21 protein-coding genes are annotated in these 20,021 nt (G+C 65.4%); 10 read left to right on the forward strand and 11 right to left on the reverse strand.

Translation table 11 applies throughout. The features are described 5' to 3' along the window. Nucleotides 1–1,671 (reverse strand): thiamine pyrophosphate-binding protein, encoded by a 1,671-nt coding sequence (locus ACOOGG_RS11665; RefSeq protein WP_420435271.1) that lies wholly within the window; start codon nucleotides 1,669–1,671, stop codon nucleotides 1–3. A gap of 6 nt (nucleotides 1,672–1,677) precedes the next feature. Here ACOOGG_RS11665 and ACOOGG_RS11670 point away from each other — a divergent pair, with 6 nt between their 5' ends. Further along, nucleotides 1,678–2,607, forward strand: a complete 930-nt coding sequence (locus ACOOGG_RS11670) for a cache domain-containing protein (protein ID WP_420435272.1) — start codon at nucleotides 1,678–1,680, stop codon at nucleotides 2,605–2,607. A gap of 3 nt (nucleotides 2,608–2,610) precedes the next feature. On the opposite strand, the gene ACOOGG_RS11675 is transcribed toward ACOOGG_RS11670, so the two are convergent. After that, entirely contained in the window at nucleotides 2,611–3,924 is a 1,314-nt protein-coding gene (locus ACOOGG_RS11675) for a PQQ-dependent sugar dehydrogenase (RefSeq protein WP_420435273.1), read from the reverse strand. After that, nucleotides 3,921–4,766 carry an acyl-CoA thioesterase gene (locus ACOOGG_RS11680; protein WP_420435274.1) on the reverse strand — a complete coding sequence of 282 codons (846 nt, stop codon included), beginning with the start codon at nucleotides 4,764–4,766 and terminating at the stop codon, nucleotides 3,921–3,923. Before ACOOGG_RS11680 ends, ACOOGG_RS11675 begins: the two co-directional genes overlap by 4 nt. Before the next feature lie 107 nt (nucleotides 4,767–4,873). Here ACOOGG_RS11680 and ACOOGG_RS11685 point away from each other — a divergent pair, with 107 nt between their 5' ends. Genes ACOOGG_RS11685 through ACOOGG_RS11705 form a run of 5 tightly spaced genes read left to right on the forward strand, consistent with a single transcriptional unit; the run spans nucleotide 4,874 to nucleotide 7,698 of the window. Continuing rightward, nucleotides 4,874–5,371 carry a GtrA family protein gene (locus tag ACOOGG_RS11685; RefSeq protein WP_420435275.1) on the forward strand — a complete coding sequence of 166 codons (498 nt, stop codon included), beginning with the start codon at nucleotides 4,874–4,876 and terminating at the stop codon, nucleotides 5,369–5,371. Continuing rightward, nucleotides 5,343–5,972, forward strand: coding sequence for a class I SAM-dependent methyltransferase (locus tag ACOOGG_RS11690; RefSeq protein WP_420435276.1), 630 nt, complete (start codon nucleotides 5,343–5,345; stop codon nucleotides 5,970–5,972). The genes ACOOGG_RS11685 and ACOOGG_RS11690 overlap by 29 nt, the downstream gene beginning before the upstream one ends. A 46-nt stretch (nucleotides 5,973–6,018) precedes the next feature. Then, on the forward strand, nucleotides 6,019–6,216 hold the full coding sequence (locus ACOOGG_RS11695) for a hypothetical protein (RefSeq protein ID WP_420435277.1): 198 nt from the start codon (nucleotides 6,019–6,021) through the stop codon (nucleotides 6,214–6,216). A 5-nt stretch (nucleotides 6,217–6,221) separates the two neighbouring features. Next, the gene (locus ACOOGG_RS11700; RefSeq protein ID WP_420435278.1) at nucleotides 6,222–6,485 is read left to right on the forward strand and encodes a hypothetical protein; all 264 of its coding nucleotides are present in this window, start codon (nucleotides 6,222–6,224) and stop codon (nucleotides 6,483–6,485) included. Between the two features lie 13 nt (nucleotides 6,486–6,498). Further along, nucleotides 6,499–7,698 (forward strand): DUF1214 domain-containing protein, encoded by a 1,200-nt coding sequence (locus ACOOGG_RS11705; protein WP_420435279.1) that lies wholly within the window; start codon nucleotides 6,499–6,501, stop codon nucleotides 7,696–7,698. Here ACOOGG_RS11705 and ACOOGG_RS11710 read toward each other — a convergent pair. The 5 genes from ACOOGG_RS11710 to ACOOGG_RS11730 form a co-directional block, all read right to left on the reverse strand. After that, nucleotides 7,695–8,132, reverse strand: a complete 438-nt coding sequence (locus ACOOGG_RS11710; protein WP_420435280.1) for a very short patch repair endonuclease — start codon at nucleotides 8,130–8,132, stop codon at nucleotides 7,695–7,697. The genes ACOOGG_RS11705 and ACOOGG_RS11710 overlap by 4 nt on opposite strands. 69 nt (nucleotides 8,133–8,201) lie before the next feature. Beyond that, nucleotides 8,202–9,371 (reverse strand): ATP-binding protein, encoded by a 1,170-nt coding sequence (locus ACOOGG_RS11715; protein WP_420435281.1) that lies wholly within the window; start codon nucleotides 9,369–9,371, stop codon nucleotides 8,202–8,204. A gap of 232 nt (nucleotides 9,372–9,603) precedes the next feature. Then, the gene (locus ACOOGG_RS11720; protein WP_420435282.1) at nucleotides 9,604–10,683 is read right to left on the reverse strand and encodes a prenyltransferase; all 1,080 of its coding nucleotides are present in this window, start codon (nucleotides 10,681–10,683) and stop codon (nucleotides 9,604–9,606) included. Beyond that, entirely contained in the window at nucleotides 10,670–11,422 is a 753-nt protein-coding gene (locus ACOOGG_RS11725) for a class I SAM-dependent methyltransferase (RefSeq protein ID WP_420435283.1), read from the reverse strand. Before ACOOGG_RS11725 ends, ACOOGG_RS11720 begins: the two co-directional genes overlap by 14 nt. Before the next feature lie 33 nt (nucleotides 11,423–11,455). Continuing rightward, the gene (locus tag ACOOGG_RS11730; protein ID WP_420435284.1) at nucleotides 11,456–12,721 is read right to left on the reverse strand and encodes a glycosyltransferase family 4 protein; all 1,266 of its coding nucleotides are present in this window, start codon (nucleotides 12,719–12,721) and stop codon (nucleotides 11,456–11,458) included. A gap of 75 nt (nucleotides 12,722–12,796) precedes the next feature. Here ACOOGG_RS11730 and dtd point away from each other — a divergent pair, with 75 nt between their 5' ends. After that, a complete protein-coding gene (gene dtd / locus ACOOGG_RS11735) occupies nucleotides 12,797–13,234 on the forward strand; it encodes a D-aminoacyl-tRNA deacylase (protein ID WP_420435285.1) in 438 nt (145 codons plus the stop codon). Here the strand turns inward: dtd and lnt are convergent, their stop codons facing one another. The 3 genes from lnt to hemE are packed head-to-tail and all read right to left on the reverse strand — an operon-like array spanning nucleotide 13,235 to nucleotide 17,116. Then, nucleotides 13,235–14,722 (reverse strand): apolipoprotein N-acyltransferase, encoded by a 1,488-nt coding sequence (gene lnt / locus ACOOGG_RS11740; RefSeq protein WP_420435286.1) that lies wholly within the window; start codon nucleotides 14,720–14,722, stop codon nucleotides 13,235–13,237. It lies immediately after the preceding gene. Further along, complete coding sequence (gene hemG, locus ACOOGG_RS11745; protein ID WP_420435287.1) at nucleotides 14,719–16,053, reverse strand: protoporphyrinogen oxidase; 1,335 nt, start codon at nucleotides 16,051–16,053, stop codon at nucleotides 14,719–14,721. Before hemG ends, lnt begins: the two co-directional genes overlap by 4 nt. Nucleotides 16,054–16,063: 10 nt before the next feature. Next, entirely contained in the window at nucleotides 16,064–17,116 is a 1,053-nt protein-coding gene (hemE, locus tag ACOOGG_RS11750) for a uroporphyrinogen decarboxylase (RefSeq protein WP_420435288.1), read from the reverse strand. Nucleotides 17,117–17,161: 45 nt separating this feature from the next. Here hemE and ACOOGG_RS11755 point away from each other — a divergent pair, with 45 nt between their 5' ends. From ACOOGG_RS11755 to ACOOGG_RS11765, 3 genes are all read left to right on the forward strand, one after another. After that, nucleotides 17,162–17,422 (forward strand): hypothetical protein, encoded by a 261-nt coding sequence (locus ACOOGG_RS11755; protein WP_420435289.1) that lies wholly within the window; start codon nucleotides 17,162–17,164, stop codon nucleotides 17,420–17,422. Between the two features lie 163 nt (nucleotides 17,423–17,585). After that, nucleotides 17,586–19,616, forward strand: coding sequence for a HelD family protein (locus ACOOGG_RS11760; protein WP_420437593.1), 2,031 nt, complete (start codon nucleotides 17,586–17,588; stop codon nucleotides 19,614–19,616). Nucleotides 19,617–19,620: 4 nt separating this feature from the next. Beyond that, nucleotides 19,621–20,019 (forward strand): pyridoxamine 5'-phosphate oxidase family protein, encoded by a 399-nt coding sequence (locus ACOOGG_RS11765; RefSeq protein WP_420435290.1) that lies wholly within the window; start codon nucleotides 19,621–19,623, stop codon nucleotides 20,017–20,019. Nucleotides 20,020–20,021 lie beyond the last annotated feature (2 nt).

The following is a 20,021-nucleotide window of genomic DNA, read 5'->3' on the forward strand; positions in this document are numbered from 1 at the left end:
TCAGTCCTGGGGGTGGGTCCACGGCAGCTTGGGCACGTGCTCGATCTGCTTGGGGCGGGTCAGGGGAATGTGGCCGATGGGGACGTCGATGATGACGGGTGCTTTCTGTTCGAGTGCGGTGGGGATCAGCGTTTCGAGGTCTAGGGGGTCGTTGGCTCTCATACCTATCGCGCCGAACGACTCGGCGAACTTCACGAAATCCGGGTTGGCCAAGTCGGTGCCGTAGGCGCCGTCAAAGAAGTCGTCGAGGTCGCGGGCCACGTTGCCGTAGGCGTCATCCCTGAACACCACGGTGGTCACGTTGATTCCGTACTTCACGGCAGTTGAAAGCTCAGATGAGTTGAACATGAAGCTGCCGTCGCCCACCACGCACACGACTGGGCGATCCGGCCGGGCCAGCTTCGCCCCCAGCGCGGCCGGAAAGGCATATCCCAGATTGAACGAGTAGCCCGAGTCGATATAGGTGTTCGGGTGGTTCACCTGCCAGTGGGTGCGGGAGTAGAAGCCGAACTGGGTCACATCCCACACGGTGAAGGCGTCATCGGGGGTGCCCCGTTGCAGCGCCTCCAAGATGGGGTACTGCGGTTCTTTGTCCCTGATGTCGTAGTAGGCAATCAGGCGGCGGGCCGCGGCCACGGCATTGGCAGGCGACGGGCGGTTCCGGCACCCGGCATCAACGAGCAGCGGCACAAGGGCGTCGATGGTCGCTTTGGCGTCGCCGTGCAAGGCAATGGTGTTGGCTTGAATCCGGTTGAGGTCGAAGTCGTCGATGTTGATGTTCACCAGCGTGGACGCCTCCCCGGCGGGATTGCCCAGAGAAAAGCGGGTTCCGATCCCAATGACCACATCAGCCGATTTCATCACGTCTAACAGTTGATTCATCTCGTGGCGCTCACCGCCGGGGCTGACGCACGAGCCATAGCACAGCGGATGGCTGTCGGGGATGGCCCCTTTGCCGCCCCCCGATGTCACCACCGGGATGTTAGAGGCCTCGACCAGTTCCAATAGCGCCTTCTCAGCGCCCGCCAGGGCCACCCCGCCCCCCGCAACGATCAGAGGCAGACGGGATTGCACGATGGCCGAGGCCGCCTTTTCAAGCTGCTCAGAGCTAGGCATCGTCCGCGACACCGGGGCGGGGCCCATCAACTCCACGTCGCCTCGTTCCACCCCGGCATCAGGAGGGACTTCTATGTAGACCGGGCGGGGGCGACCGGTGCGCATCTGCCGGAAAGCCTCCGAAACGGCCCCTGGCATCGCTTGCGGTGTGAGGGCCTGCTGCTGCCATTTGGTGACCGGCCTCACGATGTCGATCTGGTTTTCGATCTCGTGGACGCCGCCCAGGTTCTTGCCCATCTGGCCGCGGGGAATCTGCCCGGCAATCAGCAGCACGGGGCACGAGCGGGCATAGGCGGTGGCCAATCCCGCCGCCGCGTTGTAGATGCCCACACCGGGAACCACCAGGGCCACTCCGGGCTTGCCCGACGCCCGGGCGTATCCGTAGGCCATGTAGGTGCAGGCCTGCTCGTGGCGGGTGGTGACCATCTCTATGCCAGGCTGGTCTCGCAGCGCGGCGACAATTCCGTACATCTGGATGCCGGGGATGCCGAAAACGACCTCGACGCCCTCGCCCACCAGCGATTTGACTAAGACCTCGCCCCCGCTCATTCTCATGTGAATATGATGGCTCAGCAAAAGACGAACCGCTGGTTTCGGGCAGTCATTGCTGCGGTGGCGCTGTTGGCGGCGCTTGGCCTGGTAGCCGCAGCGTGCAGCGATGACGATGGCACCGCAGCGCCTCCTCCCAAGACCGAGCGGGACGCCTACACCCAGTGGTATGTGCAGCAGGCTTTGGAACGGTACGACGACACCGGCCGCCAGGCCACCATTGACTACTACAACAACGAGGCCGGTGCCGACGACCAGTGGTACGTGTTCATCATGGACGCCAACACAGGATTCCTGGTGGCCCACGCCACCATTCCCTCCCGGGTGGGCACCAACTCAGGCGAGCGGGTGGACATCACCGGTCACGCCTATGGTCCCCTGTTGAGGGCTTCGCCCGAGTCGGGCCACTGGGTGGACTACGTGTTCTACAATCCGCAAACCGATACCGGCGGCACCAAGCACACCTGGGCCATTCGCCAAGACGACCTGGTTTTCGCCTCAGGCTGGTACGAGGACTCCTATCCCATTCCCCGGCCCACTAAATCCGAGCCCGGGTCGTACACCCGCACATTCGTCGAAGACGCAGTGTGGTTCTATGAGAGCAACGGGCGCGACGCATTGATCGACCACTTCAATTCCCCCAACAGCACCGACCCCTCCAGTGTGGACGGCCAGTGGTACGGGTTCGTGGTCGACCTCAACGGCGTGGTGCTGGCCCATCCGACGACCCCCGACTATGTGGGCCAGACCGTCCACGAGATTCTCGGCGACACTCCCGAGGGGTTGGCGGCTGCTGATGGGATGGTGGCGGCCACAGAGACCGGCACGTGGGTGGAATATCTCTCTCGCAACCCGCAAAGCGGCGAGCGGGAGACCAAGCACACTTGGGTTGTCAAGCGAGACGAAATCCTCATCGCCTCAGGCTGGTATGAATCCGGCTAGTTGCTAGGAGGCGAGCTCTAGGCGGTACACCGTGCCGTCGAAGCTCAGTACGTAGATCTCACCGGCAGCGTCTTCTCCGAATGACACCAGCGTGCCTCCGGGGACGGATACGCCGAGTTCCATCCGGGTGGCCGCTTCTTCAGCAAGGATGGTCAGGCCCCAGAGTCGACCCGCGCAGAAGTCGCCGAACACGTAAGTGCCCTCCAAATGGGGGATGGCTGAGCCCCGGTACACATGGCCGCCGGTGATGGAGCAGCCGTCGTCGTGGTGGTATGCATGGAAGGGGAAGGCTAGATCGTCGGGGACAGCAGAACCGGAGAATCGCTCATCGCCCTCAAATAGCGGCCAGCCCAGGTTGGCGCCCGGGGCCCAGTTGTCGGCGGCCCGCAGAACGTGGATCTCCTCCCATTCGTTCTGGCCCACGTCGGCGATCCACAGGTCGCCGGTGGCCCGGTCGAACGAGAACCGCCACGGGTTGCGGGCCCCATAGGCCCAGATCTCGGGCTTGGCCCCTCTGTCGGCGAACGGGTTGTCGGCGGGTATGGCGTAACCAGCTCCGTCGTCAGCCTCGGGATCGATGCGGAGCAAGGTGGCCAGCAGGGAGTCCAGATTCTGGCCGTGGTTGAACATGTCGTTGGCCCCACCGCCGTCGCCCAATCCGATCCACAGGTTGCCGTCAGGGCCGAAGGCGAGATGGCCGCCGTTGTGATTGCAGGCCGGCTGGCTCACGCTCAAGACTGTCCGGCCCTGGTCGCCTTGCACACGGTGGCCACTCATCGGGTACTCCGCGATCTGGTTGTCGCCCCTCAGGTCGGTGTAGTGGACATACAGGCTTGACCCGCCGGGGTCAAAGGCGATGCCCAGAAGCCCGGTTTCGCAATTGGTGGTGGTCAGGTCGCCGATATCCAGCACCATCTCCGGTGGCTCGTCGCCGTCGGCGCCCAGCAGCCACACCTGCCCGCCTCTGGTGGCCACATACAAGTCCCCAATACTGCTGCCGGTGCCCGGTCGGGCAACCAGCGCAATGGGGTCGGGCAGCGTCGCCACCGGGGCCAGCACCAGCGTCGGCTCAGGCGGTGTGACAGCGGGCGTGGGCTCGGCGCTCTCAACTGGTGCTGGAGCCTCGGTGGGCACAGGCGCGGCGACGGCGGGCTCTTCCGCAGTGGGCTCGGCGGCAGGGGATTGGGCCGCCGCCGTGGCCGTGCTGGTCGGTGCCCTCATCTCGCGCCGCCGGCTGTCGTCGTCGTTGCCCCCGCAAGCGCTGGCCAGCAAAAAGATCGCGGCCAACACCGCCACCGCCCGCCAAGCCAGTCTCATTGCCTTTTGCGCAGCGGCCGGATCAAGCCCTCCTGCACCACCGAGGCAACCAATTCGCCGGTGCGGTTCCACGCCGTACCCCACGCCAAGCCACGGGCATTGGAGGCCGAGTTGGACACCTGGTCCAAGAAGATCCAGTCGTCCATGCGCAGCGGGCGGTGGAACCACATGGCGTGGTCCAGGCTGGCGGCTTGAATGTCGATCTCATTGCCTTGCACGGGCAGGGCCTTGGTGGCGGTGTCCAGCACGGTCATGTCGCTGGCGTAGGTGAACATGCAGGTGTGCAGCACTGGATCGGCGGGCAGCGTGCCGGTGGCCCGCAGCCATACCTGCAAGCGAGGCCCTCGGCTCTTCCCCCGCTCCGCAGGCGAGCCGGTCACATAGCGCAACTCGATGGGGCGAATCATCCGACCCTGGTCATCCACCGCAAAACCGGGCCAAACATGCGGCACCAGATCTTCGGGGTCGGGGATGCCCGCGGGCAGGTCGGTTTGGTGCTCCAACCCATCTTCTGGCTTGTGGAAGGAGGCCGACATGGTGAAGATGGGCTGGCCGTGCTGAATGGCGGTCACCCGGCGCGTGGTGAACGAGCGGCCGTCCCGCACCCGCTCCACCAGATACACCAGAGGGGCAGCCACGTCGCCGGGGCGGATGAAGTAGGCCTGGAGGCTGTGGACCGAGCGATCTTCCACGGTGCGGGTGGCGGCCACCAGCGCTTGGCCTGCCACCTGGCCGCCGAACACCCGCTGGCGATCCTCTTGGGGGCTGACCCCGCGGAAGATGTCCTTTTCGATGGGCTCCAGATCCAGCAGCTCGATCAGATCGTCAACCTCAGCCTGCATGACCGAACGATCCTACCTTTTGCCCCAACCGTTTCCTGCTGCCCAGCCGAGGGTCCGGCTCGGCTATGACGGTTCCCTCAGGCGCTGGGCTACGCTTATTGCTCCCCATGTCTCTCTTGGTCTTGGTTCGCGCTCACGTCGCCGACAACCGGGTGCGCTTGCTGCGCTACTGCGGGACTTCGGCGGTGGGGGTGGTGTTGGGGCAGACCATTCTGCGGGTGTGCTACGACTTGTTCGGTTGGTCGGGACTGGTGTCCAACCTGTTGGCGTTTCTGATCGCCAACATCCCCGTATACCACCTGAACCGCTCGTGGGTGTGGGACCGCTACGGCCCCAGCCGGTGGGGCCGGGAGGTTCTGCCTTTCTGGATGGTCTCCCTTGCTGGGCTGGCCCTGTCGTCGCTCACCGTGGGCTTGGTCGACGCCGTGACCAATAACGGCTGGTTCATCTCAGCGGCCTCGGTGGGGGCCTTCGGCACGGTGTGGTTGGTGAAGTACGCGGTGTGTGATCAGTACCTGTTCGGTCCTCCGCCGGAGGACGGCGAACCGTCCGAGCCAAACCAGGAGATGGCCAACGATGGAACCAAGTCGGCAGGCATTCGCTGAGTCTGCCCGGGGGTTCATGCCTCCAGACGAGGGGTTGGCCCTTCATCAGGCGGCCTGCAACCTTGAAGTAGATGGCCCGCTGCTCGAGGTAGGAAGCTACTGCGGCAAGTCGTCGGTGTATCTGGGCGACGCCGCCCAGGCCCAGGGCCGTCTGCTGTTCGCCCTCGACCACCACCGGGGATCAGAGGAAAACCAGCCCGGCTGGGAGTGGCACGAGCCCGACCTAGTAGACCCCGAGGTCGGCCTGATTGACACCCTGCCCCACTTCCGCCGCACCATCTGCCAGGCCGGTCTGGAGCACAGCGTGGTGGCGGTGGTGGGCGACTCGGTGCCCATCGCCCAAAACTGGTCCACCCCGCTGGCCTTTTTGTTCATCGATGGGGGCCACGGCACCGAGCCGGCCCACGCCGACTACGAGAACTGGGTGCCCCATGTGGCCATAGGCGGCCGCCTGGCTATCCACGACGTGTTCCCCAACCCCGCCGACGGCGGCCGCCCTCCCTATGAGATCTACTGCCGGGCCGTGGAATCCAACGCCTTCACCGAAACCGCCGTCACCGGCTCCCTACGAGTCCTCACTCGCCAAGCCCCCGGCATTTGATCTCAACCCCTGTCGTAATCGATCGCCATCAAGGTATCCTCGAAAGGTGGAGCCAAAAGCCAACGAGGCAATGACCCTGCCTGATCCGGGCTCCCCCGTCTACGACTATGGCGTGATAGATCGCAAATCCGAGCTGGCCGACGCTGAGATGTACGAGATCATTGCCCAAGGGCTCCCCGTGGACGACTTGACGACGCTTGACGACATCAAACAGCGAATAGCCAGGCTCAATTCATCTGATTAGCCCCAGTGACCTGGAAGTTCAGGTCGCTCGACAGCGCTTTTGAGCGGTGGGCAGAGGACAGGGACAACGGAGACAGGCTGGCGCTCCTAGAACGACTGGCAGAGCTGATTGAATATCCGGCGTCCGAGTTGCCCGGTAAACAACAGCCTGGTCGGCCTCCCAACCGCCGCTGGGAAGATTTGGGACAGGCGCACATTTTCTTCACGGTGTTTGAAGTCCAAGGGGTTCTGCTGGTTACCGAGCTGATCGGAAAACGCCTTGGCGAGTAGGGGGGCGGCATTGATGACTAGCTTCACTGGTGTGGACAACGAGCAGAAATTGGCATCGGGTGAGGCGTGGCGGGAGTTTTGCGACCGGCTGAGAGCGGCGGGGGACCGGCTGGTTGGCGATGACTTTCCGGCGGGGGCGGCGGATCGGGCTGAGGGTTATCGGCATCTGGGCCGGCTGCTGATGCAGGGGTGGATTGAGCAGGTGGAGTTCTGCGACCGGGACTTTCCGGTGATGTATCGCCACAACGACGACGTGATGCGCTGGGGTGGCCCCAATGTGGACAACACCTACTGGAGGGCCCAGGTGAGCGCCGAGCACTCCTACCGTGTGACCGGGTGGTTGCCGCCAGGGGCTATGTTCGTGATCCAAAGCGCCCACGGCGAGATGCACCAGAACCGCCTGGGGATAACCGCCGAGCGTTCCAGCGACGACTTTGCCGTCGATACCGACGGCGGTTTCAGCTTTGTGGCCAGCGCCACCGCCCACGACGGCAACTGGCTGCCCATCGACGACCACACCGATCACATCTCGGTGCGGGAGTACAACGTGGACTGGGGGGTTGACGAGCCCGGCCGGTTTTGCATTGAGCGGTTGGGCAGCGAGCGGGAACAGCCTGGGCCGCTCGAACCGGCCTCGATGGCCGAAGCTCTGGATCGGGCCATGGCCTGGGCCGAGGACGCCTTGGTGTTCTGGAACCGGTGGATGGAGCGGAGCCGCCGGGCCGCGCCGACCAATGTGTTCTACGGCCCCCACTCGGTGCCCGGCGGGGCCGATGCCATCGGCTACGGCGGCTGCTCTTATGAGCTGGCCCCCGACGAGGCCATGATCGTTACTTGCGATGTGCCCGAGGCCCAGTACTGGTCATTCATGCTCTATTGCTACGCCTGGTTCGAGTCGTTGGATTTCGCCAACCGCACGGTGAGCCTAAACAACGCCCAGATCGCGGTGGATCCCGACGGCCGGTTCCGCATAGTGGTGGCCCACCAAGATCCCGGCGTGCGGAACTGGCTCGACACCGAAGGCCGCCCTGAAGCCCTAATAACCTTCCGCTGGGTGCTCAGCTCGACGATGCCCGCCCCAGAGGCCCAGGTGGTTCCCATCTCCCAGCTCGGCCACCACCTCCCCGATTTCATCACCCGCCTCACCCCTGCCCAGCGAGCCGCCCAAATCACCACCCGCCGCCAATCCCGAGCCCACCGCTTCCGCTGCTAGTGCCGTCCCAAGGCGGCTCGTACCGACTGCTCAACCGCGTCGGCGACGCTTTCCGGCTCCTCGTGTTCCCAGAAACGCAGGGCGATCCAGCCGGCCTCTTGGAGCTGGGTGTCAGTGTCTTTGTCGCGGGCGATGTTGCCGGTGATCTTGGTCGACCAGTACTCGGGGTTGGTGGAGGGCTGGGTGTGGTGATCAGGGCAGCCGTGCCAATAGCACCCGTCCACGAACACCGCAATCTTGGCCTTGCGAAACACCAGATCAGCCGTGCGGCGCAGCTCCGGCAAAGGCCGAGCCGCCACCCGATAGCGCAACCCCCGCCGATGCACCGCCGACCGCACCGCTAGTTCCGGTTTGGTATCCCGGCTGCGGTTCCCCTGCATCGACCTCCGCGTCGCCTCCGACGAAGCCCAAGACCCCTCCGGCAGCCCGCTCATGGGCCGATAGTAGCGATGGGAACTTCGTCGCGTTGGTCCCTGCAACTGATGGGGGCATGGTTTGGTGGCTCACTGCGGTTCGCTTGCCTGAGCGATCATGTGGGCAATGTTGCAGGCGGTCTGATCGCTGGTGCTGGCCGTCTCTGGGCTTCGGGTCACCAGGAACCGCCGGTGGGCTCCGATCAGATCGGCCGTCTCGTTCAAGCGGGCCATGTCAGATCGGCTGGGATTGGTGGTGAGCTTGATCTCGATGGCCCAGAGTTCTTGCCTGACGTTCAAGATCAGATCGATCTCGCGACCGTCAGCGGTGCGCAGGTGCGAAGCGCTGTAGCGCGTCCCGGATTGTTGCAAGGCTGTCAGCACTTGGTCGATTACATGTCCTTCCCAGCTCGCGCCCACCATCGGATGCCCTGCCACTTCTGAGGCGTCGCCGACTCCCCACAGGTTGTGCAGCAGGCCGCTGTCGCGCCAGTACACCTTCGGCCGCTTGGTGAGTCGCTTGCGCGCATTGGCGTGGTAGGCCGGTAGGCGCCTGAGCAAGAACGATCCTTCCAGGTAATCCATATAGGCGTTCACCGTGTGGTAGGAGAGGCCCAGGGCGCGGCCAGTCTCGCTGGCGTTCCACTGCTGGCCATGTGATGTGGCCAATAGCTCGAAGAGATGCTGGGTAGTCCGCGAAGTGGCTGGCAGTCCCCAGGACGGTAGATCGCGCTGGGCGAGCAGGCTCAGATAATCGTGCTGCCAGTCGGGAAAGCCCCTGCCGTCGAGCACTCCTCCGTCGGGAAAGCCGCCGTAGTGCCACAACCGCTCGCGGCATTCGCTGGGCAGCTCCAGCCACGACATCGGCGTCAGCTCCACCACGCTTAGACGGCCGGCGAGCGACTCCGAGACGTTCTTCATGAGTGACGGCGAGATCGATCCCAAAAGCAAGAAGCGCCCATGTTGGCGACGGTCTGCGTCGATGGTGCTGCGCAGGCGAGGGAAGATCTCCGGGGCTGCTTGGGCCTCGTCGATGACTACGAGATCTCCACCTTCGGCCATCTCCGCCCACTCGAGATCCAGCCTTAGGCGGTCGGATTCGAGCTCCATGTCGTAGTAGCGGGCTCCGAGCGACCGAGCGAGTGTGGTCTTGCCGCACTGGCGAGGCCCCACCAGCGCAACCGCCGGGTAGGCGGCGAGGCGGCGCTCCAGCAGCGAGCCGTGTCGGCCGTTTGCGATCCTCCGTTCCAGCACCGTCATGCAGGTTAGCGTGGAATTCTGTTTTGAAGAGGTTATTTTTCTATTTTGCAGAACGCTCACTTCTATTGTGACAGATGCCTCATCCAAAGCACCCACGGCGAGATGCACCAGAACCGCCTGGGGATCATCGCTGAGCGTTCCAGCGACAATTTTACGGCGGACCCCGACGGCAGCTTCCGCATAAGGGATCCCCGAGAATCTAATTCAGACCTGAAGGTCGGCCACCTGGGCCCTAGCCGATGGTTATGAGTTCGGGGAGGGCGTGGTGGTTGGAGAATAGGGTGGAGGCGGGGGAGGTGCCGGAGAGGGCGTCGGCGGCCAAGATGACGGCGGCGGCGGTGTAGGTGGTGCGCTCGTCGGCGGGGAAGTGGGTTCGCTCGGGGTGGGCCATCCCGGTGAAGTAGGAGCCGTCGTCGGCTCGCAGGTCTTGCACCCACTCGAACATCTCGCTGGCAATGTCCCGTCGGCCTACGCCTAGGTGGGCGATGATGCACTCGCAGGTTTCTGCGGCGGTCACCCAGGGCTTGTCGGACACGCAGCGCACCCCGAGTCCGTCCATCACGAACCGGTCGAAACGGGAGGCGAGCAGGGCTCGGCCCTCTTGGCCAGTGACCACGCCAGAAAGCACCGGGTAGTACCAGTCCATGGCCCAGCGGTGCTTGGGGGCGAAGGCATCGGGCTGGGTGCGAATCACGTCGGCCAGTCGGGCGGCGCTCAGCTCCCAGTCGGGCCGTTCATTGCCGAGTTCTTCACCAGCTGCGATAGCCGCCCGCAGGCTGTGGCAGATGCTGGACGACCCGGTGAGCAGCGCGAACGACCACGGGGTGCCATCGGCGTGGCGGGCCCAGCGAATCTCCCCTCGGGGGAGTTGCAAGTCGAGCACGAAGTCCACCGCCCGCTGCGCCACTGGCCACATCGACTCCAAAAAGCCCCGGTCGCCGGTACACAGGTAGTGGTGCCAAACTCCGGCGGCCACATAGGCCACGCAGTTGGCGTCCAGCTTGTCTTGCTCCACGCCGTCGGCCACGTAGTACTGGTGCCAGGCGCCGTCGGGCCTCTGGTAGTCCGCCAGCCACTGGTAGGCCCGCTCGGCTTCGGCTCGGCGACCCATTACCGAAAGGGCCATGGCCGCTTCCACGTGGTTCCACGGGTCGGCGTGGCCGCCGGGGAACCAGGGGATCATGCCGTTGGGCAGTTGCCAGGCGGCGATGCTGTCGGCGGTTTGCCTTAAATCGGTCTCCGACAAGATGCAGGCTGGGGAAGGCCCGGCAAGCTCGGTCTCGCTGTGGTTGTGGGATTCAGGCGACGACAAGCTCGGTCTCCCTTGGACTGTGTGATCCTGGCTTCCGGCTGTAAAGGACCAGGCTTTTGCCCAGCACTGGACTCAGGACCCGTTCGGCTATTCGGGTGATTTTCGGTTGGCGAACAATATCCCATTCCAATAGCCGACGATAAGCCGCAACCAGCCGGTGGTCGTCCCGGTTCGGGCCGACCGCACACCGCAACCACCAATAGGGGCTGTGCAGCGCGTGGGCATGATGACCCGCGTATGGGGTCAGGCCGGCGCGACGCAGCCGACGCCGGAGTTCGTTGCGCCGGTAGATCCTTACGTGGCCGCCCACTGCCTTGGGGGCGTGGTATTCGTCTGATAGCGCCCAGCACACCTTCTCGGGAAACCAGGTGGGCACGGTCACAGCCAGCACTCCTCCGGGGCGCAGAATCCGGGCCAGTTCGGCCAGCGCCGCATCGTCAGAGTCCACGTGTTCGAGCACTTCCGAGGCGATGACCCGGTCGAACGACTGATCGGAGAACGGCAAGCGGGTGGCGTCGCCTTGAGCGGCCTGGCACGTCCCGTGATAATGCTCGCCAGACTCGGTCATGGCCGCAAACGTTGCCCGCACCTCCTCCAGCTCGGCTGATGCCAGGTCGCAGGCCACCACTTGGGCCCCTCGCCGGGCGGCCTCATAGGCGTGGCGGCCGAACCCGCATCCCAGGTCGAGTAGCCGTTCCCCCGGCTGCAACCCCAAGCGGTCGTAGTCAACAGTCAACATGGCTGATTCAGAAACCGGGGTTGGTAGTTGCGCCTATTGGTCGGTCTGCCACTCGTCCAGCAGAGCCCGATAGTGCTCCACCGTTTGCTCCGCAGTGTGGCGCCAGCTCCACCGGCTGATCACCCGCTCCCGCCCGGCTGCACCGATTCGAGCCGCCATGGCCGGATCGTCCAGCACCCGGCTCACCGCGGCGGCCAGCGCCTCGCTGTCGCCGGGAGGCACCGACACGCAGGTCTGGCCGTCGGGGCCGGCTACCTCGGGCAGCGCCCCGCCGGTGGTGGCCACCAGCGGTGTGCCGCTGCACATGGCCTCGATGGCGGGCAGCGAAAACCCCTCGTACAGCGATGGCACCACCGCCACCGAACTGGTGGCGTACAACTCCACGATGCGCTCGTCGGGCACCCCGGAGATGAACTCCACCACCTGGCTCAGACCCAAGCTGTCGATGGTCTCCGCTGAGGTGCCCCCCTCACGGGGCTTGCCGATGACGATCAGGCGCACGTCCCGCTCGGTGCGTAGCTTGGCCACCGCTTCGAGCAGGTAGCGCAGTCCCTTCATGGGCACATCGGCGCTGGCGGTGGTGATGATCTGTTCAGGCTTGCGGTTCACGCCGGGCAGCGGACGGAACTGCTCGGGGTCCACGCCCACCGGGACCACGTGCATGAGGCGGCGGGGCACCTTTTGGTCTCGGGCGATGTCATCGCGCGACGACTCCGACACGGTGATGATGCGCTGGAGGCGTCGGGCCACCCGGGACTGCATCCGGGTGAAGGAATACCACCGCCGCTTGCCCAGCCGCTCCACCGGGCTGCGGGCATGTTCGAGCTCCAGTTGGCGGTCGACGGTGATGGGGTGATGGATGGTGCCCAATACCGGCAGCCCATCGCGCTCGATGGCCAGCAGCCCGTAGCCCAGCGACTGGTTGTCGTGAACCAGGTCGAAATCCCCCATTCGGGAGCGCAACATCTGCCAGGCCCGGACGGAAAAGGCCAGCGGCTCTGAGAAGGCGCCGGTCATGAACGAGCCCACCTCGGCGGCATCAGCCCACGTCTTTATCTCCCAGAATCCGGGCATGCGTCCGGGATGGGCGTCGTTGAAGATGTCGAGGCTGGGGAGCTGGTGTAGCGGCACCCGGTCGTCCAATACCGGATAGGGCTGCCCGCTCAGCACTTCTACGTGGTGGCCGAGGTCGGTCAGCGCCCGGCTCAGGTGGTGGACGTAAACCCCCTGCCCGCCGCAATGGGGCTTGCCCCGGTACGACAAAAGGGCGATTTTGAGCGGGCGATCCGCTGAGACCATAACCCCACAAGGCTTTCGGAATTCAGCGGGTTTGGCAAATGCTCAGCCCCTTCGAATAGGGGTTATCTTGGCTCCGTGCGAGCACTGGTTCAAAGGGCAGCGGAGGCCCGGGTTCGGGTAGATGGCGAGGTCATCGGGGAGATCGGCCCCGGCTTGTGCTGTCTCATCGGCGCGACTCACGACGACGATGCCGACACGGTGAAGAAGATGGCCTCCAAGCTGTGGAACCTGCGCATCTTCACCGACGAGAACGGGCACATGAACCTGTCGGTAGCCGACACCAGCGGCGAGCTGCTGGTGGTGAGCCAGTTCACCCTCTACGGCGACATCAGCCGCGGCCGTCGCCCGTCGTTCTTGGCCGCCGCTGCCCCCGACCAAGCCGCCGCCCTGATCGACGACCTAGTCGCCGAGCTCCGCACCCTAGGTGCCACCGTAGCCACCGGCTCCTTTGGCGCGATGATGGCCGTGGAGCTAACCAACGACGGCCCCGTGACGCTGATGGTGGAGGTTTAGTCAGCGGGCTTTGCTGCGGGCTAGTGGGGTAGTGCTGCGCTGGTGGCCCAGCCAGGCGGCTAGGAGGGCAGCCAGAGCTAGGGCGAGCATGGGCCAGGGACCGGCGCGGGTGGCGAGAGTTTGGCCGCCGCGGAGTTCGATTTCGGCGTGGATGACTTTGCGTTCGGAGACGGCAGTGCGTTGGTAAACGTTGCCGTCGGGGTCGATGAAGGCGCTGAACCCGGTGGGGGCGGCCTGGGCTACCCATCGGCCGGTTTCCAGGGCTCGCAGTCGGGAACTGGCAATCTGCTGGGTTTGCACGATGGTGAGCCAATAGCTGGCCCCGTTTGTGGGGTTCAACAGCACCTCACCGCCGTTGCCGATGGCGTCTCGGGCCCGGTCCTCGAAGAAGATCTCCCAGCTTATGGATACCCCGAGGCGGCCCGCCGGAGTGTCCAGCGCCGCAGGGGTGTCTCCCCGGCGCATGTCTCGGGCTGGCAGGTAGTCGGGGGCCAGCGGCTCGATTAGCGACCGCAGGGGCACGTACTCGCCGAACGGCACCAGCCGCACCTTGTCGTAGCGGCCCAGCATGGTGCCGTCGGGGGCGAACACCGCGGCGAAGTTGGCCGCCTCGGTGGCGGACACGTCTTCGACCACCCCGGCTACCAGTGTGGCGTTGAGTTCTTGGGCCAGTTCGGCCAGTCGCAGCCGCTCTTCGCTATTGGCAAACAAGCCGTGTACGTCCACCACGTCTTCGGGCCACACCACCAGGTCCACCGGCGACTGGACCAACTGGCTGGCTTCAAGGTGCCGCTCGAATACCACGCCCGGCTCGGTGTTGACTGCTCGGGTTCGCTGTGGTCCGCCTCCCTGCACCACGGCCACGTCGATGGTGCCGATAGCTGAGCCCCTAGGGGCCAATGCGGCCCAGCCGCAGAATCCCAACACGACCACCGCCAGAGCCAATGCAGCCTTCCAGCGGCGCTCCAGTGCCGCGGCCAGGACCACGGCGATGACCACGGTCACCCCTACAAGAAGCAACGGCCCCAACACCCGCACGGTGGTTGTCCACGGCGTGTCGACCTGGCTCATGGGCAAGGTGGCCAGCGGCACTCCGCCGAAGGGCCAGCGCCACCGGATGGCCCCGGCCAGCACGAACAGGCCGGGCAGCGCCACCCACCGGCTGAGCCCTGGCGGACAGGCCGCCCCGGCCAGGCCGTACAGCACGGAGAACACCACGCAGACGGCCAGATAGCCGGGCAGCGTGAAGTCGACCATCCAGAAGGTGGCTGGGAACAGCCAGCCTGCCCCGAAGCCGAACCCCCGCCACGCTCGTGCCCCGATCGGCTGGTCGGCGATGAGACGCTCGAAAGCCAGCAGGCCGACCAGGGCCAGCGGCCACCAACCCCATGGAGGCATCGACAGCGCCACCAGCCCACCAGCCGCCAAGGAGCCCGCCGCGGTCCACCCGCTCTTGCCGGCCCATACGGCGAGTCGTGGGCTGCTCATCGGGCGATTGCGCCCTCGGTCATGCTGGTCCGGGCTGCTTGTCGGCCTTGGTGGATACAGGCCGGAATCCCCAAGCCCCGAGCCCATGACCCGGTCACTTGCAACCAGGGGGCGTCATGGGCCAGCGCTTGCTCGATTTCGGCCACCAACTCCAGATGGCCAGGCCGGAACTGGGGCAGAGATTTCTCCCAGCGGCTGATGCGCACGGTGTGGGGCTGGGCGTCCAAGCCCATCGTCGCCGCCATGTCGGCTCGCACTGCGCTCAATAAGGCATCGTCGCCCATTAGCAGCGCCCGATTGTCGCGATATCGGCCCGCCGATACCCGCAATATCACCATCTCGTCTGCTCCTATGTGGGCCCACTTGTTCGACGCCCAAGAGCAAGCAGTGATGATTCGGTCCTCCACCGCGGGCACTAGATAGCCCGAGCCATCCATGGGGTGATCGACATCGGCCTTGTCGAAGGCCAATGACAGCAGCACTACCGAGGCGTAGTCGATGCTGCGCAGCAGACCAGCGGCGGTCGCCGACACCGGGGCCACCAAAGCACCGGCTGCTGCTGCGGGGAGGGTCACGATCACCTGGTCGGCATCGAGCTCGCCCAAGTCATCTACTGGCGAAGAGAGCCTCAGCCGGTGCCCCAATCGGTCGCTGAGCTCATCGGTCAGCCGCCCCAAGCCGTCAGCCAGGGTATAAAACACTGGGGCATTGGGATCGGCGATTGAAGACGCGGCCAGCCGACGCAGCTCCTGCACCAGGCTTCGGCCACGTGAGGCGGCTTCGGCCAGCTGAGGCACGGCTGCCCGCAAGCTCAGATCGTCGATTGATGAGGCGTTGATGCCCCCGATCAGCGGGTCTACTAGCCGGTCGGCCACCTCGTCGCCCAGCCGCCGCCGCACTAGCTCGCCCACCGACTGGTCGCCAACCAACGGCGATCCAGCCAAGTCGGGCTCCTGACGAGCCCGATCGGCGCCGTCGGCGGACACGATCCCCGAAGCGGCCAAAGCGTCAAAGTCCAGCGGCACCCCCAGCACGTTGGGCTGGGGAATCGCCCGCAGAGCGTCCCTGGAGTAAACGAACGCGGCTCGCTGGGCGGGCGACACCATGCGGCCGTCCAATCCCAGCTCCTGGCATAGCTCCACCGCCCACGGCACCCGGGCCAAAAAGGCATCGGGCCCTTCATCTACCGGCTGACCGGCCAACTCCGAGGTGAGAATCCGCCCTCCGGACCGGCTGGCCGATTCGTACACCGCTACCTCGGCCCCGGCCTTGACAGCTTCATAGCCCGCGGCCAAACCGGTGATGCCCGCGCCGACGACGGCAATTCTCATGGAGATGCCTTCACGGGGACGCCTTGTATCCGTGTACCAACTCCACCACCTGCTCCAGCACTTCGGGGTCTGTCTCGGGCAGCACGCCGTGGCCCAGGTTGAACACGTGCCCCGGTTGGCCGGCGTTGCGATCCAGGACGTCAGTGGTCCGCTCGGCCACCACCGGCCACGGAGCCAGCACTGCGGCAGGGTCCAAGTTGCCCTGCACGGCCACATCGGGCCCCAGCCGCTCGCGGGCGTCGTCCAGGTGGACCCGCCAGTCCACCCCCACGACGTCGGCCCCGGCCTTGGCCAAGAGCTCCAGCAACTCGCCGGTGCCCACACCGAAATGGATGCCCGGGACCCTGCCCTTCCTATTGCCCAGCTCAGCGAATACCCGTTGGCTGGCCGGCAGCACGAATCGCCGATATTCGGCGGGGGCCAGCGCCCCCGCCCACGAATCAAACAACTGAAAGGCAGAGGCCCCGGCGTCGAGCTGCGAGCAAATGGAGGTGATGGCTAGGTCGGCCAAGCGGTCCAACAGCGCAGCCCATAGGTCGGGGTCGCTATGCATCAACCGCTTGGTGAGGGCATGGGAGCGAGACGGTCCTCCCTCCACTAGATATGAGGCCACGGTGAACGGCGCTCCCGCGAAGGCGATCAACGGCACGTCCAACTCCGCCACTAGGTTGCGCACCGTCTCCAGCACATAGGGGGTATCAACCTCGGGGTCAAGAGGGCGCAGTCGATCGAGGTCTCGGGCCTCCCGGAACGGCTGCTCCACCACCGGCCCCACACCTGGCACGATATCGACCCCGAAACCGATTGCGTGGGTGGGCACCACGATGTCGGAATACAATATGGCCGCGTCAACCCCGTAGCGACGCACCGGCTGAAGGGTGATCTCGGTGGCCACCTCGGGGCGGGCGAGGGACTCCAGCATCGAGCCCTCCCCCCGTATGGCCCTGTACTCGGGCAGCGACCGCCCTGCCTGGCGCATGAACCACACCGGAACCCGCTCGACGGGCAGGCCGCGACACGCTCGCAAAAAAGCGTCGTTGGCGATGGCAACACCGTTGGCCACGTCTAAACGGTACCGATCACCAAAGCTCCAGATACCATCGCTGGGGTGCGCCGGTCTATCGACGATTACCCCTTCGACCCAGCCGACCTCCCTCCCGGAGACGACGACGAGTTCTCGCCTGTGTCATGGGCGGTAGCCATCGCCGACGACTACGAAGACGCCACCCCCCGGGTGGTGCTAACCGTCGAGGAGGTGGGCCAGGCCGGTTACGGACTGGTGGCCCACCTGCCCCCTCATCTCGCCCGCCGCTTGCGAGCTGCCATCGGTGACGCCCTCAAAGAGATCGGCGAGCCCATTACGTCCTAGTTTCCCAACCCCTCTTCGCGTACTAGAATTGAATGTTCGCTGATTTTGAACTGAGTCTGAGGAGTCTCCGATTCATCCCGATCACACCGCGGAGCAGACATATATCGATCAGGCCCACCAAGCCCTCGAATCGGCCCGGGAAAGAGCCCTGTCGTTGAAAGACATGGTGGAGGTGGGCGCCGGCGGCACTCACCAGGCCCGCTATGAGCGTGAGATCATTTGGGACTCCATCAGCGCCCGCCTCGGCGCACTTGACATCGGTGACGCCTCGTTGGTGTTCGGCCGACTCGACTGGGTGGAGGAACAGGGCGGCGATCAGCTCTATGTGGGCCGAGTGGCGGTGTGGGACGACGATCAGGAGCCGGTCACCATCGACTGGCGAGCCCCAGCCGCTGAAGCTTTCTACCGGGCCACCGGCGGTGAACCCATGGGCCTGTCCCGACGTCGCCACTTCGTCACCCGAGGCCGAGAGCTGTTGGGAGTTGAGGACGAGCACTTCGGTGACCGCAACGGCCGCGGCCGTCTGCCCCTGGTGGGAGAGGCCGCGTTGCGAGCCGGGCTGGAGGCCGGACGAACCGGTCGGCTGGCCGACGCGGCTGCAACCATCCAGATAGAGCAGGACGCCATCATCCGGTCCCCACTGCCCGGCGTGCTGGTGGTGCAGGGCGGCCCCGGCACGGGCAAAACCGTGGCTGCCCTCCACCGAGCCGCTTATCTGCTCTACACCCATCGATTCCCTCTCGAGGGCCAGGGAATGCTGGTGCTTGGGCCCAACCGGCTGTTCCTCACATATATCGAACAAGTGCTGCCGTCGCTGGGCGAAGCGGGCGTGGAGGTGTCGACGCTGGCCGACTTGCTGCCCGGCATCCGGGTCAAGGGACTCGACGCCGCCCGGGTGTCACGCATCAAGGGCGACCTGCGCATGATCTCGGTAATGCGCCGGGCCCGCCGAGATCGCCAGCGGCCGTTGCGCACCAATCTGACCATGGGCTTGGGACTTCGGCGGCTCCGGCTTACCGTGGACCAGAGCGCCCAAATAGTCGACCAGGCCCGGAAGCGGTTCCGCACCCACAACCGGGCCCGCCGCTACGTTGAAGAGCAGGTGTACCAGCGCCTGGCCGACAGCGGTGCTCGTACCGATGCCCCTGGTCCCGATGTCGAAACCGTGCGGGAGCAGCTTCACGGCAGCATCGAGCTGCGCGAGGCTCTGGAGTGGATGTGGCCGGTGCTCACCCCGGCCCACTTCCTCCACGACCTGTTCGGTTCAATGGCCCTGCTTCGCTCTGCGGCGGGCACGGTGCTGACCCCCGACGAGATCAAACTCCTCTACCGGCCACGGGCCGCCCACGCATCCGAAGTGGTGTGGACGGCTGATGATGCCTCCCTGCTGGATGAGGCTCTGTCCCTCCTGGGGCCCCGCCCCGGCCATAGGCAATCCGACTCGGTCCGCACCTACGGACACATCGTGGTGGACGAGGCTCAAGACCTATCACCCATGCAGCTCAGGATGATCAGCCGTCGCTCGTTGAACGGGTCGATGACCGTGGTGGGCGACATTGCCCAAGCAACCTCGGCCTGGGGGCACGACTCCTGGGACAGCGTGGTTGAGCACCTTCCCGGTGACAAAGAATCCTGCTTCGCCGAGTTGACCATTGGCTATCGCCTGCCCGAGCCCATCATGGAGGTGGCCGCCCGGGTGCTTGACGCCGCGATTCCCGGCCTGATCCCGCCCCGGTCGATCCGCACCGAGGGATGGCCTCCCCGGTTCGTGCCCGCCTTTGGCGATCAAGCCGCGGCTGGCAACGGCCAGGGCCGCAAGGACGGCCCAAACAGCCTGGTGGCGGCGGTTGCCCATCAAGTGAAGTCCGAGTTGAGCACGCTGGCCAACGGGAATCTCGCAGTGATCTGCCACACAGCACAGGCCGATGCCATTTCCGAGGCGCTTATCGCGGCCGAAGTCGATCACGGTCTGGTTTATGAGCGGGGCTTGGAATCTCAGGTAACCATCGTCCCGGTCGAACTGGTCAAGGGCCTCGAAGTGGACACCGCCATTGTGGTGGAGCCCGCCGACATCTGTCAGAGGCTCCCCAAGGGGATGCGGGCCCTGTACGTGGCCCTGACCCGGGCCACTCAGCGCTTGGTGGTTGTACACTCCCGACCGCTGCCCGAACCCCTGCTCGCCCAGGAGGCATGAGCCGATGGCCCTCGATCCCCTTAATCTGAGCGCGGAGATGACCGGTTTTCTCCGCGATCGCCATCTGGCATCGCTCACCGTGCTCCGCTCCGATGGCACCCCCCATGTGACCCCAGTGGGGTTCACCTGGGATTCCGCTACCTCCACCGCCCGCATCATCACCTGGTCGGGGGCAAAAAAGGTGCGTCTGCTGGAGGCAGCGCAGGGAGGGCGGGCCGCGCTGTGTCAGGTGGATGGAGGCCGGTGGGTAACCTTGGAGGGCCATGCCACCGTCACCGCCGATCCCAAGGAGTGCGCCGTGGCTGTGGCCCGCTACGGCGAGCGATACAGGCCGGCCAAAGACCGGGGTGCTGATCGACGGGCCATCCTCATAGTGGTGGACTCAGTAATGGGACGGGCTTAGCC

It is taken from the genome of Candidatus Poriferisocius sp., from assembly GCF_965214065.1.
Classification (GTDB): domain Bacteria; phylum Actinomycetota; class Acidimicrobiia; order Acidimicrobiales; family Bin134; genus Poriferisocius.

Bases quoted from the DNA above. Each gene is read 5' to 3' on its own strand.
- ACOOGG_RS11675 (WP_420435273.1), bottom strand. From the start codon at position 3,924: ATGAGACTGGCTTGGCGGGCGGTGGCGGTGTTGGCCGCGATCTTTTTG.
- ACOOGG_RS11760 (WP_420437593.1), top strand. From the start codon at position 17,586: ATGGTGGAGGTGGGCGCCGGCGGCACTCACCAGGCCCGCTATGAGCGT.
- ACOOGG_RS11680 (WP_420435274.1), bottom strand. From the start codon at position 4,766: ATGCAGGCTGAGGTTGACGATCTGATCGAGCTGCTGGATCTGGAGCCC.
- hemG (WP_420435287.1), bottom strand. From the start codon at position 16,053: ATGAGAATTGCCGTCGTCGGCGCGGGCATCACCGGTTTGGCCGCGGGC.
- ACOOGG_RS11685 (WP_420435275.1), top strand. From the start codon at position 4,874: ATGTCTCTCTTGGTCTTGGTTCGCGCTCACGTCGCCGACAACCGGGTG.
- ACOOGG_RS11690 (WP_420435276.1), top strand. From the start codon at position 5,343: ATGGAACCAAGTCGGCAGGCATTCGCTGAGTCTGCCCGGGGGTTCATG.
- ACOOGG_RS11670 (WP_420435272.1), top strand. From the start codon at position 1,678: ATGATGGCTCAGCAAAAGACGAACCGCTGGTTTCGGGCAGTCATTGCT.
- ACOOGG_RS11710 (WP_420435280.1), bottom strand. From the start codon at position 8,132: ATGAGCGGGCTGCCGGAGGGGTCTTGGGCTTCGTCGGAGGCGACGCGG.
- ACOOGG_RS11765 (WP_420435290.1), top strand. From the start codon at position 19,621: ATGGCCCTCGATCCCCTTAATCTGAGCGCGGAGATGACCGGTTTTCTC.
- lnt (WP_420435286.1), bottom strand. From the start codon at position 14,722: ATGAGCAGCCCACGACTCGCCGTATGGGCCGGCAAGAGCGGGTGGACC.
- ACOOGG_RS11725 (WP_420435283.1), bottom strand. From the start codon at position 11,422: ATGTTGACTGTTGACTACGACCGCTTGGGGTTGCAGCCGGGGGAACGG.
- ACOOGG_RS11730 (WP_420435284.1), bottom strand. From the start codon at position 12,721: ATGGTCTCAGCGGATCGCCCGCTCAAAATCGCCCTTTTGTCGTACCGG.
- ACOOGG_RS11715 (WP_420435281.1), bottom strand. From the start codon at position 9,371: ATGACGGTGCTGGAACGGAGGATCGCAAACGGCCGACACGGCTCGCTG.
- ACOOGG_RS11705 (WP_420435279.1), top strand. From the start codon at position 6,499: ATGACTAGCTTCACTGGTGTGGACAACGAGCAGAAATTGGCATCGGGT.
- ACOOGG_RS11665 (WP_420435271.1), bottom strand. From the start codon at position 1,671: ATGAGAATGAGCGGGGGCGAGGTCTTAGTCAAATCGCTGGTGGGCGAG.